General features: G+C 51.1%; 12 protein-coding genes. 10 read left to right on the top strand and 2 right to left on the bottom strand.

The window, feature by feature from the left end:
- Positions 1-4: 4 nt before the first annotated feature.
- From AMM03_RS06090 to AMM03_RS06055, 8 genes are read left to right on the top strand one after another with little or no spacing between them, the layout of a single operon-like run.
- Positions 5-3,772: a glycosyltransferase gene (locus tag AMM03_RS06090; protein ID WP_090129592.1), complete on the top strand. Its 3,768-nt coding sequence runs from the start codon at positions 5-7 to the stop codon at positions 3,770-3,772.
- Positions 3,769-5,430, top strand: a complete 1,662-nt coding sequence (locus tag AMM03_RS06085) for a DUF6311 domain-containing protein (protein WP_090129590.1) — start codon at positions 3,769-3,771, stop codon at positions 5,428-5,430. Before AMM03_RS06090 ends, AMM03_RS06085 begins: the two co-directional genes overlap by 4 nt.
- Positions 5,427-6,395, top strand: a complete 969-nt coding sequence (locus AMM03_RS06080) for a glycosyltransferase family 2 protein (RefSeq protein WP_090129588.1) — start codon at positions 5,427-5,429, stop codon at positions 6,393-6,395. The genes AMM03_RS06085 and AMM03_RS06080 overlap by 4 nt, the downstream gene beginning before the upstream one ends.
- Positions 6,396-6,405: 10 nt before the next feature.
- On the top strand, positions 6,406-6,789 hold the full coding sequence (locus AMM03_RS06075) for a GtrA family protein (RefSeq protein WP_090129586.1): 384 nt from the start codon (positions 6,406-6,408) through the stop codon (positions 6,787-6,789).
- Position 6,790: 1 nt separating this feature from the next.
- Positions 6,791-9,145: a DUF4214 domain-containing protein gene (locus tag AMM03_RS14350; RefSeq protein ID WP_090129584.1), complete on the top strand. Its 2,355-nt coding sequence runs from the start codon at positions 6,791-6,793 to the stop codon at positions 9,143-9,145.
- Positions 9,146-9,176: 31 nt separating this feature from the next.
- Positions 9,177-10,235 carry a GDP-mannose 4,6-dehydratase gene (gene gmd / locus AMM03_RS06065; RefSeq protein WP_369793668.1) on the top strand — a complete coding sequence of 353 codons (1,059 nt, stop codon included), beginning with the start codon at positions 9,177-9,179 and terminating at the stop codon, positions 10,233-10,235.
- Positions 10,235-11,095 (top strand): GDP-mannose 4,6-dehydratase, encoded by an 861-nt coding sequence (locus AMM03_RS06060; protein ID WP_090129580.1) that lies wholly within the window; start codon positions 10,235-10,237, stop codon positions 11,093-11,095. The genes gmd and AMM03_RS06060 overlap by 1 nt, the downstream gene beginning before the upstream one ends.
- Positions 11,092-12,237 (top strand): glycosyltransferase family 4 protein, encoded by a 1,146-nt coding sequence (locus tag AMM03_RS06055; RefSeq protein ID WP_194942804.1) that lies wholly within the window; start codon positions 11,092-11,094, stop codon positions 12,235-12,237. The genes AMM03_RS06060 and AMM03_RS06055 overlap by 4 nt, the downstream gene beginning before the upstream one ends.
- A gap of 41 nt (positions 12,238-12,278) precedes the next feature.
- Here the strand turns inward: AMM03_RS06055 and AMM03_RS06050 are convergent, their stop codons facing one another.
- Positions 12,279-12,962 (bottom strand): Crp/Fnr family transcriptional regulator, encoded by a 684-nt coding sequence (locus AMM03_RS06050; RefSeq protein WP_090129576.1) that lies wholly within the window; start codon positions 12,960-12,962, stop codon positions 12,279-12,281.
- A complete protein-coding gene (locus AMM03_RS06045; protein WP_194942803.1) occupies positions 12,959-14,872 on the bottom strand; it encodes a CHASE2 domain-containing protein in 1,914 nt (637 codons plus the stop codon). Before AMM03_RS06045 ends, AMM03_RS06050 begins: the two co-directional genes overlap by 4 nt.
- A gap of 34 nt (positions 14,873-14,906) precedes the next feature.
- Here AMM03_RS06045 and AMM03_RS06040 point away from each other — a divergent pair, with 34 nt between their 5' ends.
- Together AMM03_RS06040 and AMM03_RS06035 are read left to right on the top strand one after the other, a co-directional pair.
- Positions 14,907-15,947 (top strand): acyltransferase family protein, encoded by a 1,041-nt coding sequence (locus AMM03_RS06040; protein ID WP_090129573.1) that lies wholly within the window; start codon positions 14,907-14,909, stop codon positions 15,945-15,947.
- On the top strand, positions 15,944-17,338 hold the full coding sequence (locus AMM03_RS06035; protein WP_090129571.1) for a FecR family protein: 1,395 nt from the start codon (positions 15,944-15,946) through the stop codon (positions 17,336-17,338). The genes AMM03_RS06040 and AMM03_RS06035 overlap by 4 nt, the downstream gene beginning before the upstream one ends.
- The last annotated feature ends 4 nt before the right edge of the window (positions 17,339-17,342 follow it).

Raw genomic sequence — 17,342 nt, 5'->3', positions numbered from 1 at the left:
ATCCATGCGAATCGTGATCGATATGCAAGGTGCGCAAACGGAAAGTCGCTTCCGGGGTATTGGTCGTTACAGTCTTTCATTTGCGAAAGCGGTCATCGAAAACTGTCAGAACGATGAAGTAATTTTGGTTCTGAATGGTTTATTTTCTGAGTCCATCGAGCCCATCAGGAAAGCCTTCAGCGAGGACCTGCCCCAAAGTCAAATTCAGGTTTGGGAGGTGCCGGGCCCGCTGGGAATTGCAAATCCTAACAATCAACTGCCGTACGCGATGGCCAAAAGGTTTCGGCATGCGTTCATTGCCAATTTGAAACCTGATGTGGTGCACCTCACTAGTTTATTTGAGGGATATTCTGACAATGCAGTCGCAGAAATAGAGAGCTTCGGGCCGCATGTGTTCAGCAGTGTTGCCCTGTACGACCTCATTCCTTACGTTAACCAAAAGCAATACTTAGACCCCAACCCTTCCTATGCCTTGTTTTATTTGAACAAAATAGAACAACTCAATGCGGCAGATGCATGTTTGGCCATCTCTGAGTTTGCAGCGCAAGAGGCCAAGCAATATTTGCCGGCGCTCACAGAAAAGATACAGACCATTTCAACCGCCATTGACGCGCAGTTTGGACAAGTTCAGATGGCCGAACTTGAAGTTGAGAACATACTGCATCGTTTGGGCATTGAAAGGAAATTTGTCCTATACACCGGCGGTGCTGACGAACGAAAAAATTTACCAAGACTCATCGAGGCATATGCAAATTTGCCTACCGCCATCAAAAGTACAACGCAATTGGTGTTTGCGGGCCGTCTGGCAGACCAATTTGTATTGCAACTGCAAGACGTGGCTCAAAAGTTTGATCTGAAGAAAAATGAGTTGCTATTGACTGGATTTGTGACCGACGCAGAGTTGATCACTTTGTATTCGCAATGCCATTGTTTCGTTTTCCCATCTTGGCAAGAAGGCTTTGGCTTGCCTGCACTAGAAGCCATGGCTTGTGGTGCCGCCACCATCACTTCTAACACGTCAAGCTTGCCGGAAGTAGTGGCTTATGAAGAGGCCATGTTTGATCCCTACAGCGTTGTACAAATGGGCCACAAGTTGCTGCAAACATTTGAAGATCAGGCCTACAGAGAAAGACTCATCCGCAATGGACTAGAGCGCGCCAAGTTATTTACCTGGAAAGATGTGGCGCTGCGAGCGTTGAACATTTGGAAGCAATGGTCGGTGCAGCGTGCAAAAGATCTGAATCACGCCCCTTCTTTAGGACGCCTGCAAACGCAAAAACCCAAAATGGCATTTGTTTCGCCCTTGCCGCCTGTTCAGTCAGGTATTGCGGCCTACAGCGCCTTGCTATTGGACAGCCTGTCAGCGTATTACGACATTGATGTCATCACCCAGTCTGACTCACCAGAAGTATTGTCACAACAACTGTGCTTGCCAGTTTGTTCCGTGGAAAGTTTGCATGACAACGCAAAGTCGTATGCGCGAGTGCTCTACCAATTGGGAAACTCACCCACGCATGCGAGCACATTGGCACTAATGCGCGCTGTGCCTGGCGTGGTCATGCTGCATGATTTTTATTTGAGTGGCTTGAAATCTTGGCTAGAAGAGCATGACCATCAGGTGGGTGTGTGGACCCAGGCGCTTTACGAGTCGCATGGCTATGAGGCACTGGATGTGTGGTCTAAGGACCCCCATCAAGCCTTGTTGAAATTTCCCGTCAACCTTGAACAATTGCTGCTGGCCAAAGGTGTGCTCACGCATTCTGAATTTGCCAAAAGTTTGGTGGAAAAATGGTACGGCCCTTCACTGGCGGCATCCATTCAAGTGATCCCTCTGCTGCGGGACGTACCCAAGCCACCGGACCGTCAAGCAGCCCGAGAGCGTCTGGGCATTCACCCTGATACCCAATTGGTTTGTAGCTTTGGCTTCATTGATCAGACCAAACACAGCAAACACCTACTGTCAGCTTGGGCTCAAAGCAGTTTGTCTGTTTTACCCCATTCGCAGTTGGTGTTTGTGGGGAAAAACGAGGGCGGTGACTACGGCCAATCGCTGATCAACAGCATTCAGCAATCTGGCCGCCAAGACAGAGTGCTGATTACGGGCTTCGTCGACGACAGTGTGTATGCCGATTATTTGGCGGCAGCCGATGTCGCTGTTCAACTTCGCTCGGTTTCGCGCGGTGAAACATCTGCTGCCGCATTGGATTGCTTGGCAGCCGGCTTGCCCACCGTGGTCAACGCCAATGGCGCCATGGCCGAATTGCCAGCAGAGGTGGTATGGCAATTGCAAGACGAATTTTCAATAGAGGATTTAACCCTGGCCTTGGAAATGTTGGCAGCCAATGGTGAAAGACGTGAAAGCATGCGTCAAGCGGCTCGCAGCTTCATCCACACACATCACGCGCCCCAGCACTGCGCATTGGCTTACCAGTCGGCCATTGAAAATTTTTACCAGAGAGATCAGAAACTGGCCATTGAAGTTGCCAAAGATTTGGCAACGTTGATTCCAGAAAACTTCGGAAAATCGCAATCGCTTCGATGGGCAGAATCGGTCAGCTGGAACTTCCCAGGTGTACAGCCAGTTCGCAAATTGTTTCTTGACATCACCGCCACACACGATACATCAAGGCAAACGGGCATTGAACGCGTCGCAATTTCATTGCTGCTTGAACTTCTCAAAAATCCACCCCTAGGATTCAGAGTCGAGCCGGTGCATTTAAGTTCGCTGGGAAACCGTTGGCATGCAAGGTATGCACGCCAGTTTGCATGTCGATTACAAAACCTGCGTACCACCCAATTAGATGACGACGTCGTTGAGCCGCAGCCAGGTGACGTGTATGTCACCCTTGACTTGGCCAGTGGCCCCTTTATTCAGGCCAGTGAAGCCGGGTTGTTTGAAAAATTCCGACAGCGCGGCGTTGCAATGCACGCTTTGGTCTATGACTTGCTGCCCATTCACTTGCCTAACGCATTCCCATCGGGTGCCCAAGCAACGCATACCGAGTGGTTAAAGGCTGTTGCCAAGTTAGATGGCGCCTTGTGCATTTCAAATTCGGTAAAGGCCGATCTTCAAGCTTGGCTCTCTGAGCAGTCCATCACTTGGCAGAACCGCCGTCCCTTTTCGAATGCATCTTTTGCCTTGGGTGCCAACCTTTGGGAATTGCCTGCTTCGGCCAATGACCCCTCGATTTTGGCAACGCTTTTGGGACAACTGCCTACAGGCAAAATATTCTTATCGGTTGGCACCCTAGAACCACGCAAACACTTCATGCAAGCCCTACTGGCCTTTGAAGATTTGTGGGCACGTCAGATCGATGTCAATTGGGTGTTGGTCGGCAGAGAAGGTTGGACCCAATTGCCTGTGGATCAACGTCAAGAAATTCTGACGCTGGTTCATAGAATTCAAGCCCATCCAGAAAAAAACAAACGCTTGTTTTGGTTGAATGACTTACAAGACGAATCCTTGGTGCAGTTGTATGCCCATTCAAATTGTTTGCTCAGTACCTCATTGGGTGAGGGTTTGGGTTTGCCTTTGTTAGAAGCTGCACAGTACCGTTTGCCGATGCTTCTCAGAGATTTGCCCGTGTTTCGAGAAGTGGCAGGTGAGCACGCCAGCTACTTCAATGCCAACACACCTGAGGGCTTGGCTTTGGCCATTGAGAGTTGGCTGAACTTAAAAGATCAAGACAAGCCCGATGTCACTCAAATTCAAACGGTCACCTGGGCTGAAAGCGCCAAACAGTTTTTAAAGTTCACAGGCCTCAGGGCATGACGCAAGTGAACCCAGCACGCCATCACTCCGAAGGGCTTGCAGGCTTGCTGTTGAGCTTGCTCATGGCTGCTGCATTTGTGGGCAGTTTTTTTGGAATTGATTTTGTATTAGGCCGTTCTGTTTTTTGGCAAACAGAAGTGCGCGATGTCACGCAATATGTGGCAGGTTTTAATTTCTATTTCACAGCGCCCTGGCAAAGCCCGTGGTTGGCATTCAATGCCTTGAATTACCCAGAAGGCACCCTGGCCACTTTTGTGGATGCTATTCCCCTTTATGCCTTGTTGCTCAAGCTGGCAGCGCCTGACCATTGGGCACCCTTTAACCCTTATGGCGTGTGGGTTGCACTTTGTTTTGCATTGCAGGCCACAGGTGCATGGTGGCTTGCCAAAGAATTAAAAACGCGCTCATGGGCTTTTCTGATGGCCTTGGTGCTGTTGTTGCTCAGTTTTCCAGCGTTGCTAGATCGCATTGGGCACATTTCGCTCATGTCTCATTGGCTGCTTTTGTTTGCCTTGGCCCTCTACCTTCGAAGCCGCAATTCAAGTGAGTGGCCTTTACTGGCATGGACGCTCTTGTGTCTTGGTGCCTTCTACATCAACATCTATTTGTTTGTCATGGTGGGCTGCGTGTGGGTCAGTGCGATGTTGAATGCTTCACAGCATTCAATGGCCAAACGCGCCAAGGCGCTTGCACTGCCCGCACTCTGTGTCATGGCAACAGCTTGGATGGCGCTGTGGCCATTGCCAAGCGGCAAGCCGACGCCGGAGTTTGGTTTTGGTTATTACGCCATGAACCTTTTGTCGCCTTGGGTGGGTGGCCACATCTTGCCAGCGGCCAATGGCTTGGGGCTGAATCCCATTGCTGGTTTTACGTATGTGGGGGGACCAGGTCACTACGAAGGTTTTAATTATCTGGGTCTGGGCGTCTTGCTGCTATTGAGTCTCGGCGCATGGCGCATGGTGAAATCTGCCATGCACCACAAAGCACTGATCGCTTTGATGCTGATGTTTGCGGCTTATGCGTTGTCTGACCATGTGATGTTGGGGCAAAAAATTGCATTCGAATTCAAATACCCTGAAGCCCTGCTGCCGCTTACCTCGCAGTTTCGAGCGTCAGGCCGCTTTTTTTGGTTGGTGGGTTATGCCTTGCTGATCTTTTCTCTGTACCACTGCCACCAGATGTTTCCAAAGCGTCATTTTGCGGGTTTGGTGGTGCTGGTATGCGGGCTCCAGTGGGTTGACCTTCAAGGTGTTTACCAAGGCTTGAGCTTTAGACTGAATCGACAAGACGCGCCCGTTATGGACGCTGCCAAATGGGACGAGGCGCTGGGTACTAACACGCGTATTGTGTATGCCTATCCAAAGTTCAAATGTGGCAAGGACCCTCAAAATGCGTTGTTGCCTTTGATGAAATACACGTCAGAGCGTCATTTGAAGCTCAATACCGGCTACATTGCTCGTTACACACCCGATTGTCAGGACATGAAACTTGAAATAGCCCAATCAAACCCCGCCAATTCAGCCTACGTGCTGAGTGGCGACGCCCTGGCTGCCAATTTCAAGTTAGATTCAATTTTCCCCAGCACTTGGCAAGTAGATTGCAAGCCCATTGACTTTGCGCAGGTTTGCCGCGCCACTTCTTTGAAAGCCTCACCTTGACATTGAAAACGGTTTCTTTGGTCATCCCCTTCTTCAATGAAGGGCAGGGCGTTGCACCATTTTTTCAACGCTTGATGCAAACCTGTCACAAGCTCAAAGCACGTTATGCCTTTCAAATGGTGTGCATCAACGATGGCAGCACAGATGCCACCCTCGATGAGTTGGTGAAAGCAAGACAGACCTTGATGGGTTTTTTGGCTGACGACAATGCATCCGAGATCACCATCACCATCATTGATTTTTCAAGAAACTTTGGTAAAGAGGCAGCCCTCACCGCAGGCATCGACCATGCAACAGGTGATGCCGTCATACCCATGGACGCTGATCTACAGCATCCCCCCGAACTGTTACCTGTCTTGTTAGAAAAATGGGAAGAGGGCTATGAAGTGGTATTGGCACAAAGAACCAGCAGGCACACCGACCACTTTGCTCAAAAATTTGCTGCGAGGCTCTTTTACAAACTGCATCAAAAGATTTCTCAAATTCACATGCCCGCCGATGTCGGCGACTTTCGCTTGATGGACCGGCGTGTGGTCAACGCAGTGAAGCAACTGCGAGAGAACAACCGATTCATGAAAGGTATCTTTGCGTGGGTGGGTTTTAAATCTGTGTTGGTTCCCTTTGAAGTAGAAGCTAGAAGCACAGGCCACTCTAGTTTCAATGTTTGGAAACTTTGGAACTTAGCCTTGGATGGCATTACCAGCTTTAGCACAGTACCACTGCGCGTTTGGACCTATTTGGGCGGCTTGGTGTCGCTCACAGCATTTCTCTATGCCAGCTACATCTTTGTCAGAACCTTGGTCTACGGCGTGGACACGCCTGGCTATGCGTCCCTCATGATTGCCATTCTCTTTTTAGGTGGCGTACAGCTGATTGGTATCGGTGTTTTAGGCGAGTACCTGGGTCGAGTCTATTCAGAAGTGAAAGCCCGACCCGCTTACATCATTCGTCAAATTATTTCGTGAAGGTGCTGTATTGAACTTGCCTGTTCAGTTTGTGAAGTTTGGATTGGTGGGTGTGGTCAACACCTTGATACATGGCTTGCTCTTGTTTGTGGCCGTCGAAACTTTACAAGCCGGCCCCTTGCTGGGCAATCTGTTGGCCTTCTTGGTGGCCAATGTCAGCTCCTATTTAATGAACAGTTATTGGACATTCAAGGCCTTGCCTACACTTTCACTGTATGGCAAATTTTTACTCGGCTCCTTGTTTGCCTTGTGCTTAACTTTGATCATTGCAAGTTTATTTGAATTTTGTGAACTTCACTACGGACTGGGTTTTGCTTGCATTGTGCTCACAGTGCCGCCACTCAATTATTGGATGCTGAAGCGTTGGGCCTTTGTTGAACAGGTCGCAAACTAAGATGTCAAACATTACAGGAACCAGTAAAAAAGACAACTTGTTGGGCACGCCCGGCAATGACGTCATGAGTGGTCTTGAGGACGATGACATTGTGGATGGCGCTGCAGGTGGCGACGCTCTGTATGGTGGTGAAGGCAATGACCAACTCTACGGCCGTGACGGCAACGATCAGTTGTATGGCGACGGTGGCGACGACTATTTGAACGGCGGTGATGGTCTCGACACTTTGTATGGCGGCGATGGCAACGACAATCTCAGCAAATATTTAAGTGGCGGCGACAGCAAACTTTATGGCGGTGCTGGGTCTGATGAGATTTGGGGGGGCGATGGCGATGACCTCATTGATGGCGGTGAAGGCAACGACAACTGGTTAGAAGGCTTTGCCGGCAACGATGTAATTTACGGCGGCGCTGGCAACGATGAGCTTTATGGTGATGCCGGTAACGACACGCTTGATGGTGGCCTGGGTGCTGATCAAATGAGTGGCGGCGAAGGCAATGACACTTATTTCATCGACAACATTGCAGACTACGTGAATGATTTGACCGGGACCGATGTGGCCAATGTTGCAGTTAGTTTTGTCAAACTACCCAGCGGTATTGAAAAAATAAATTACCTCAACGGCGCAATGCCTTTGCCCTATTGGATAGATGCATTGCTGCCTGATGAAACAGCCGGCTTGTTTTTCAAAACCATACTGGGCAGTGATAAGACCTTTCTGTACGCTTTCCCCGCATCGCTTCCGTCTTACTATACGTCTGAGCAAGATGCGGCGGGATTCTCCGAGTTCAATGCCACCCAAATTTCACAAACAGAAGCTGCGCTGAATTACATTGCTTCATTGCTTGATTTGAAGTTTGTCAAAACAACAACGCCAGCAACACTCAATACCTTGTCGTTTGCAAACAACCAGCAGGGCTCTAGTGCGGGCTATGCATTCCAGCCTAACGAATCATTCAGGGGCAGTGATTTGTTTTTTGACATTGGCGCTAGCAATGCCAAATTTGCTGACGGTACATATGCCGCGTTAACCTTGATTCACGAAATTGGCCATGCCATTGGTTTGAAGCATCCCTTCTCTGCACCGCAAGCTGGTGGCGGTGTGGCCGTCCCTCCCTTTTTGCCAACGACGGAAGACAGAACGTCTTGGACCGTGATGAGTTACACCGACTCAAGCGCGCAATACCACTTGCAATTCAGTCCCTTAGACATTGCAGCCTTGCAGTACTTGTATGGTCCCAGTCCACAAGCCAGAGCGGGCAATGACACGTATCGCGTGCTAGATACCACCAGTCATTTTATTTGGGACGGTGCAGGAACAGACACACTAGATTTGTCAGGCGTGCGCCAGGGCGGCACCATTTATTTAACGCCTGGTTATTGGGGCTACATCGGTACTGCCGCTGCCAGCACGATCACTGCGGCGGGCCAGGTGACCGTCAACTTTGGAACTCAAATTGAAAACTTGGTGGGGTCAAGCTACGCAGACAAACTGTATGGCAATGAACTTGACAACAACATCAGCGGGGGCAGTGGCAACGACACCATTGAGGGCCGAATGGGTAACGACACTCTCGCAGGCGGTGCGGGCAATGACATTTTGCTCGGCGGTGACGGCTTGGATGTTGCTACCTGGAACATTGGCTTGACCAATTTCAAAATCAACAAAACAGCCACTGGCTATCAAATTGTTGATGCTTCTGGTGTGAGCGGTACGGACGATGTCTCGCAAATAGAAACTTTGCGGTTTTCAGACAAAACCATCAACCTCGGCGTGCAAGCCAAGGCCAGTGCCGTGAGCGTAAGCAAAGTAACGCAATTGGCAGAGCTTTACATTTCATTTTTCAACAGGGTGCCCGATGCCGATGGCATGAGTTATTGGATAGACCAACTCAACGGCGGTCAGACCATCGTTCAAATTGCAGAGTCTTTCTACAGCGCCGGTGTGGCGTATTCAAAGCTCACGGGTTTTTCAAACACCATGAGCAACGCAGACTTTGTCAATGTCGTCTACAAAAATGTTCTGGGCCGAAAAGACGGCGCCGATGCGGGTGGTTTGGCGTTTTGGGAAGCTTCGTTAAAGGCGGGTCAAGCCACGCGTGGCTCTTTGGTCAGCGATATTTTGAAATCGGCGCACACCTTCAAAGGCGATGCCACGTGGGGTTGGGTGGCCGATTTGCTCGACAACAAAATTTCGGTGGCTACCAAGTTCAGCATCAACTGGGGCTTGAACTACAACACCCCTGAAGAGTCGATTCAACAGGGCATGGCCATTGCCGCAGCCATTACACCCACCGACACCGAGGCGGCCGTTGCTTTGATTGGTGTGCCAGAAGGCAATTTGTACCTTGGCTGAACCCGTAAATTGACTCCCTTACAATTCAGACTTGAAGAAAGTCGCCAAGGAGCTCAATTTGAAAGCCATCGTTACAGGTGTCACGGGACAAGACGGAGCCTATCTCACGCAGTTGTTGCTAGAGAAAGGGTATACCGTTTATGGCACCTACCGTAGAACCAGTTCGGTCAATTTTTGGCGCATGGAAGACTTGGGTGTGCAGGCGCATCCCAATTTGCATTTGGTCGAGCATGACCTGACCGACCTGGGCTCTAGCATTGCACTGATTCAAAAGGTTCAACCCACTGAAATTTACAACCTGGCGGCGCAGAGTTTTGTGGGTGTGAGTTTTGACCAACCTAACACCACTGCGCAGATTACTGGCATTGGTGCTTTGAATTTGTTGGAAGCCATTCGCTTGGTCAATCCTAAAATTCGTTTTTACCAAGCCAGCACGTCTGAAATGTTTGGCAAAGTGCAGGCCATTCCACAAGTTGAAGAAACCCCGTTTTACCCTCGCAGCCCGTATGGCGTGGCCAAACTGTATGCGCACTGGATGACGGTGAACTACCGAGAAAGCTACGGCATTTTTGGCAGCAGCGGTATTTTGTTCAACCATGAGAGCCCATTGCGCGGTCGCGAATTTGTCACGCGCAAAATTACAGACAGCGTGGCCAAAATCAAATTGGGACAGCTCGATTGCATGGACCTTGGCAATCTGGATGCCAAGCGCGACTGGGGCTTTGCCAAAGAATATGTAGAAGGCATGTGGCGCATGCTACAGGCCAAAGAACCCGACACCTTTGTGCTGGCCACCAACCGAACAGAAACGGTGCGCGACTTTGTGCGCATGGCTTTCAAAGCAGCCGACATTCACGTTGAGTTCAAAGGCCAAGCCGAACAAGAAACCGCTGTGAACACGGCCAATGGCCAAACGGTGATGCGTGTGAACCCACAGTTCTATCGCCCCGCTGAAGTTGAATTGCTGATTGGCAACCCTGCCAAAGCCAAAGCAGTGTTGGGCTGGGAACCCACAACCACTTTAGAGCAACTGTGCCTCATGATGGTTCAGGCAGATTTAAAGCGCAACACGGCTGGGTACTCTTTCTAATGAGAATTTTGCTCACTGGATCGGCTGGTTTTACCGGCCTTTTTTTTAAGAAGGCGGCTGAGTTAGCAGGCCATGTGGTGCATGACCTGCAGGCCGATTTGTTGGCACCCGACGACATCAAGCAAGAAGTGTTGAGTGTCCAGCCCGAGGCTGTGGTGCATTTGGCGGCCATCAGTTTTGTGGGGCATGACAGTGACGCAGACTTTTACAACGTCAATGTGGTGGGCACCGTTCACTTGCTGAATGTCTTGGCGCAGTTGCCAGTGATGCCGCAAAAAGTATTGTTGGCCAGCAGTGCCAATGTGTATGGCAATTCACCCCATTCTCCACTTGATGAAGCCCAAGCCCTGGCGCCTGTGAACCACTATGCCGCCAGCAAAGCCGCCATGGAATTGATGGCGGCCAATTACAGCACCAAGCTACCCTTGGTGTTGGTGAGACCCTTTAATTACACGGGCCCTGGCCAAGGAGCGCAATTCCTCATTCCAAAGTTGGTGCAACATTTCAAAAGCAGGGCGCCCCACATTGAGTTGGGCAATTTGAATGTAGAGCGCGAATTCAATGATGTACGCATGGTGAGTGAAGCCTACTTGGCATTGCTTCAACACCAGCCTCATTCAAAAGACCTTCAGGTCTACAACATTTGCACTGGCAAAGCCTTCACGCTGCAACAAGTGATCGACACCTTGACCCAGCTCACAGGCCACACCTTGAAGGTGAACGTCAATCCTGCGTTTGTGCGGGCCAATGAAGTGCGGCAGTTGTGTGGCAATCCAGGCAAGCTGCAAAGTGCTGTGGGCCAGCTCAGCACCTACACCTTGCAAGACACTTTGCAATTTATGTTGGAAAGTACGCTGTGAGTTTGCAAGTTGGTTTTGGTGCCACAGTGTGGGCACGCGGCAAGCTGCACCAAGAGCTGGATGGCATTGGCTATTACACGCAGGCTTTGGCAGCGCATCTGCAGCCTGCACAGGTGCAATGCCTGCCAGTGGTGTTTGGGCCTGCACCAACTTCCTTGAACAAGCAGCCCCCGTTCAATCAACCACTGGTGACCACCTCCGCCTACAAATGGTTGGCACTGCAAAGCGCCATCACTGGCTTGTCTTTTCCGGTGGAGAATTCTTTGAAACAAAAAATCAATTTGTTTCATGCCACAGACCATCACATTCCCAAACTCAAAGGCATACCGGTGCTGGCCACCATCATGGACGCCATTCCTTTGAGTAACCCAGAGTGGGGCAATCAGCAACTGCGTCAATTCAAAAATGCCCTCTGGAAAAAATCGGTTGAATGGGCCGACCATGTCGTGACTATTTCTGATTATTCCAAGCAAGAAATCATGACGCACTTTCAAGTGCCCGAAGACAAAATCAGTGTGGTCTATTTGGGTGTAGACCCCAAGTATGGTCAACGCTTAGACGCTGTGCGACTCAAAACTTGTTTGAACAAACACAATCTTCAGCGCCCTTTCTTCTTGTGCGTCGGCACTTTGCAGCCGCGCAAAAACATTGGCAGGGTGCTAGAAGCCTTCAAGCAACTGCCTGCCAACATTCAGTCTGAATTTGACTTGGTCATTGTGGGTCGCAATGGCTGGGGTGTTGAGGGCTTGGTCAATGAACTTCAAAACCAAGGACCCGCCTCGCATGTGAAGTGGCTGGGCGCCGTGTCAGAAGAAGACAAATTGTGTTTGTTGCAAGCCGCCACCAGCTTGGTCTTTCCTTCATTGTCTGAAGGTTTTGGTTTGCCATTGTTAGAGGCCTTTGCAGCAGGCACTCCGGTCATATCATCGAACACCACGTCTTTGGCAGAGATAGCTGGTGGCAGTGCTTTAAGCATTGATCCTGAGCAAACAGAATCCGTCAGCCACGCCATGCAAACTTTGGCTGAAAGCACACAGTTGCAATCTGAATTGGTGGTGTTGGGGCGGCAACGCGCAGCAGCCTTTACATGGCAAACTTGTGCAGACCAAACGGCTGCAATTTACAAACAAATGGCGCGTTAGTTGCGCTGTTGCATCAGCCGCAGCCGTGGCTGCTATTGCTTTTAATCAATCCCTGCCCATAGCTTCAATGTCTCTGGGTCAAGCACAGACAATTTGCCACTCGGCATTTTCTTCACAATGCGATGTGTCGCCAATTGCCCCATGGTTCTGGACACTGTTTCGCGCGTGGTGTTGACCATGGATGCAAAACTTTTTTGTTTGGGCATTTCAAACTCAATGAGATCACCTCGGCGATGTTGTTCGCTTAAATCGACCAACATGGCGCAAATGCGTTGCGATGCCGATGGAATGACCAACAAACTGTGGTGATGCGTTAAGCGCCGAATCATGCCGGTTAAGTGCATGAACATGGCTTTGGCGCCTTCTGGTGTTTCAGTAAAGGCCGCCATCAAAATGCTCTTGGGCACAATGGCCAGATCTACTTTGGACATGGCCACCACATCGGCCGACCTTGGTAAGTTGTCGATAACCCCCAGCTCACCAAACACCGCGGGCCCTTTGATCAAGTTCAGGCCCACCTCTTGGCCTTCACGGCCAGATTCAAAAAGTTGCAGGTCACCGCGAATGAGCACGAACAAACCATTCGAAGGGTCGCCCTTGTTGCAAATGACGTCACCTTTTTCAAACACCTTGTAAACGGCGCCGCGAGAAATGCTGGCAAAAGCATCGTCTTCCAATTGTTTAAAAATGGGCAACAACCGAACCTGCAGTGGCAGACTTTTCATACGGCGGCACTCACAGTTGTCGTAGCAGGTGGCAGCGTGTAGACCTGCAAATTGTTGCGCAAGCCTTTCACTTCAACTTCGGCCAAAGCTAGTAACTCGTCTTCTACCAAAGCAGCGGTGTGAGGGCCAATGACCAAATCGCATTTCAAATTGCGACCCAGTTCTTGTAGCCTGGCTGCGGTGTTAATGCAGCTGCCCACAGCGGTAAACACACTGCGCGCTGCAGAGCCAAAATCACCCACCAATGCCGAGCCCGATTCAATGCCAATGCGCATCCCGATGGCATCCAGTCCTTGGGCCTTGCGCTGTAGGTTCCATTCGGCCAAGGCAGCTTGCATGGCTTTGGCGCAATTCAAGGTTGCTATAGCGTGATCTTCGCGGCTTAAGGGCGCGCCCCAAAACGCAATCAAACCATCGCCACTGTAACGGTCCAGGGTGCCTTCGTGGTCCAGCACAGGTTGTGTGATCAACGCTAAAAATTCTCGGGTTAAGGCTGCAATGTTTTCAAGCGACATTTCATCGGTGTGCCGCGTGTAGTCGCGCATGTCGACCACCAGCACCGTGATGTTTTGTTGTTGCGGTCGCAAGCTGTTGGCCAAGCCCATGTCATAGAGCTGTTTCAAAACAGGTCCCGCTACAAATTGCGACAAAGTCAGAAGCGCGCGTTGTTTAATGTCGCGCAGCATCTTGTATTCAAACACCGTCAGGCTGAGCAAGGTACCCAAACACAGTGCGGGCACAAACAGCAGCCATGGAAACACAAGCTTGGTAAACGCAAACGCACACACCAAGGGCCAGCCCAGCAAGATGCACACACCCCACAAAGTGGCATATCTTTTTCGCCAATGCCAAAGAAACCACGTGACAGCGCTTAAACACAAAGCCACCAAAAGCTCTGCCCAGTGCAAAGTGCTGGTCGGTTTGGGTGACCCGTTGTCTAACAAATACGCCAGCGCTTGGGCATGCACCAACACACCGGGTGTGAGGGCCTGCAGTGGTGTGGTGACATAGTCACTCAGGCCAACAGCAGAAGAACCCACCAACACATACTTGCCTTTGATGCGTTCTGGGTCTACAGCGCCATCCAGCACGTCCATGGCTTCAACTGAATCAAAGGCATCGAGACCTTGCGTGAACGGCAAACGCCAACTGGTAGGCTGCCCCTGCACAATCTGAGCGGGTGCTGCAACTGGCGTTTGAGTTTTGGTAGGCAAGCCGCAATCCAAAATGGCTCCAGCAAATGTGTTCATGTTGCCGTTGGGGCCTTTGACCATGGGTGCCAGTCTGCGCACCACGCCATCGGCATCTAGTCGCACCCCCACATGGCCGACGCAGCGTGCATTGCGCAAACCGGCATGGTTGGCCACATAACCAAAACTGGGCACGGCCGCCCATTGATCAGAAAACAATTGTGGCGCCTTAATTTTGTCAGCCGTCACCCCCACCTTGATGGGCGTGCTTCTCTGCTCCATGTCCAACACATGCGCAAGCACCAAGGGCCCGTGTTCTGCCATGGAGGCTAAACGTGCATCGCCCACGGCATCGCCCGCTTCTGGAAACATCATGTCCAGGCCCACCACCTTGGCACCCAAGGGGCCAATCAACTCCTCGACCAAGTCGGCCATTTGCGAGCGTTGCAAGGGCCAGCCCCCCAGCTTCTGAATGGAAACGTCGCTAAAATCGACCAACACCACCTTGGGATGCGTGTCCTTGGCCATTAAGAATTTTTGCGTCATGCTGTCACGAGCTTGATCTTCTAGCATGTGCCAAAAAGGCATGAACAACAAGGCGCTGCTCAGCAACACAAAGGTGGCGGCCACGATCAAAGCGCGCCAGAGTCGCACTTGCTTGCTTTCAGCCACTTGAGGTACGGCAGTGTTTGACCACACTGTCTTGCTGTTTTTATCCATACTGTTGATTTTGCACTGAACCCCGCCAAAAACCATGGGCCTGCTTCGTTTCATTCTTGCCATGCTGGTGATGCTCAGTCACACCGGCCTGACCTTGGGTGGCCTGAATCCGGGTGTGGTGTCGGTGGTGGTGTTTTATGCCATTTCTGGGTATGTTATGTCGGCGCTCATTGGTAAGCATTTTTCTGAAGCCGGGCAGGCAGGGCACTTTTACATTGACCGGCTAGCGCGCATTTACCCGCAGTATCTGCTGTACGCCGTGGCCACTGCGGTTTGGTTTTTCAGCGTGGGGCACACCACGCCATTTTTGCAACACGCACCTTCAGGCCTAGAAGTTCTGAACAATGTGCTGATTGCGCCACTCAATTTCTTCATGTTCAATGCGGCCGACCAATTTACCTTGTTGCCGCCGGCATGGTCCTTGGGGGCAGAGGTTTTGTTTTACGTGTTGGCGCCCTGGCTCTGGCGCTTTTGGAACACTGGGCGCTTTGGCTCATTGGCCATGTGGGTGGCCTTTGCCAGCTTGGCTGTCCAGGCCTTGGCCGGGCTGGGCGTGTTGCCCACAGATGCCTGGGGCTATCGATTGTTGCCGGGAGTCCTTTGGATTTTCATGGCGGGCATGGCGCTGCAGCGCTTGCAGATAAGTTGGCCCACACTTTCACATAAAGCTTTGTGGCTTGTACCTTTGGTGGCTGTTGCAGCTATTTTGGGCCTGCAACAACAAGGCGCTTTGGGCACCCCTTACAACACAGAAGTTTGGCTCGGCATTGGCATTGGCCTGCCTGCAATTCAGCTGCTCACCCAAGTTTTGAAGCTAGAAAACCCCACCTGGAAAGCCTGGGACCAACGGCTGGGTGACCTGTCTTACGGCATCTTTTTGAACCACTTTTTCTGCATGTGGGTGCTGGACCTTGCATCCCCCAAAACGGCTGGTCAGTGGTTAACGCTGTGCGGCAGCAGCATTGCATTGAGCTTCATCAGCCAAGGTTTTGTAGAACGACCCTGCGTGGCATGGCGTCAAAATAGGCGCAAAGCTTGGCACTTGGCCCGCAATGCACTTAAAATCGGGTCATGAACTTTTTAAGCACATTGACAACACTCGTCAGCAGCATGCAGCGCAAATTGCAGGCTGTGCGTCATGGCGCTGTGTCAATGTCTGTGTTTGCCTTCAGTGTGTTGCTTGGCTTTGCGCCTGTGCAAAGCGCGCTTGCTGCCGAAGCCACAGAAACTGCTGCAGCCAATGTAGTGGCGGGTCATGTGGCTTTTGTGAATGGGCAAGTCAGCTTGGCCGTACCCGGCAAACCTGCACGCACGGCCCAAACTGGCGAACCAGTTTTTGTAGGCGACCACATTCAAACCCAAGCCAACAGCCACGTTCATTTGCGCATGGTTGACAACGCCTTCTTGGCCTTGCGTCCTTCTTCGCAAATGGTCATCAGTGCCTACCAATACGACAAAGACCAACCCCAAGCTAGCCGCATTCGCATTGACCTAGAGCAAGGCACCAGCCGCGCTGTCAGTGGCAAGGGTGGCCAGGCTGCCAAAAATCAATACCGCTTCAACACACCGTTGGCGGCCATTGGTTTGCGCGGCACAGACTACACCGTGTTGGCCGATGACCAAAAAACGCGCGTGTCTGTAGCCCAAGGCGGCGTAATTGTGAGCCCCATTGGCCCCGATTGCTTAAGCTCTCAATTGGGCCCTTGCGCATCACCTTTGGCGCGTGAACTGAATGCAGGCATGCCCAATGTATTCATGGAAATCACGGCCAACCAAGTGCCCAAAATTTTGCAAAAACCAGCGGCTCAAACTGCACCTGTAAAAGCTGTGGGCGTAGGCATCACAGACGACGCCATCAAGCCCGACACTTTGCAGCAAACCATTGAACGCAAGTTGGTGGCCGATCAAGTGAATTCGGTTGAAGCTGCCACCAACGTGGCCAATCAAGCCACGCAACATGAATCATTGGCCAAGTGGGGCCGTTGGTCGGCATTGGTGCAACAACTGCCTGAGGGCAGCGATAGCATCAACCAAGTTTTTTCACAAATTGCAGACTTGCGCATTGTTGACAGCAACTCTGTTTTTGGCCTGGCTTATTCAGGCAAAACAAACATCAACATGCCAGACCAAGGGAAGTTTCAATTCTCTTTGGTGGCTGCTGAAGCGTATGTCAAAGACAAAGACGCAATCAGTCGTGTGGCCGTTAAATCTGGCCAGTTAGAAATTGATTTTGCACAAGGCTTGTTCAATACCCAGGTAGCTGTGGCTTTGAACCCAAGCACCCTTGAATCTGTGAAGTCTCAAGGTGTTGTAGACCGATATGGTCGCATGTCATCGACTGCATCTTTAAGCAATGCCAACATCAGTGGCATTGTGCTCAACAAAGGCCTAGAAGCCACCTACTTGTTTGACAAGAGCCTCGCTTCGGGCGGCCTGTTGTCTGGCGTGGCTCAGTGGGTCCGATAAACTT

This window comes from Limnohabitans sp. Rim11, assembly GCF_001269365.1.
In the GTDB taxonomy this organism is placed as follows: Bacteria; Pseudomonadota; Gammaproteobacteria; order Burkholderiales; family Burkholderiaceae_C; genus Limnohabitans_A.
The sequence above is the reverse complement of the archived record's forward strand: the minus strand, read 5'-3'. Positions and strand labels throughout refer to the sequence as shown.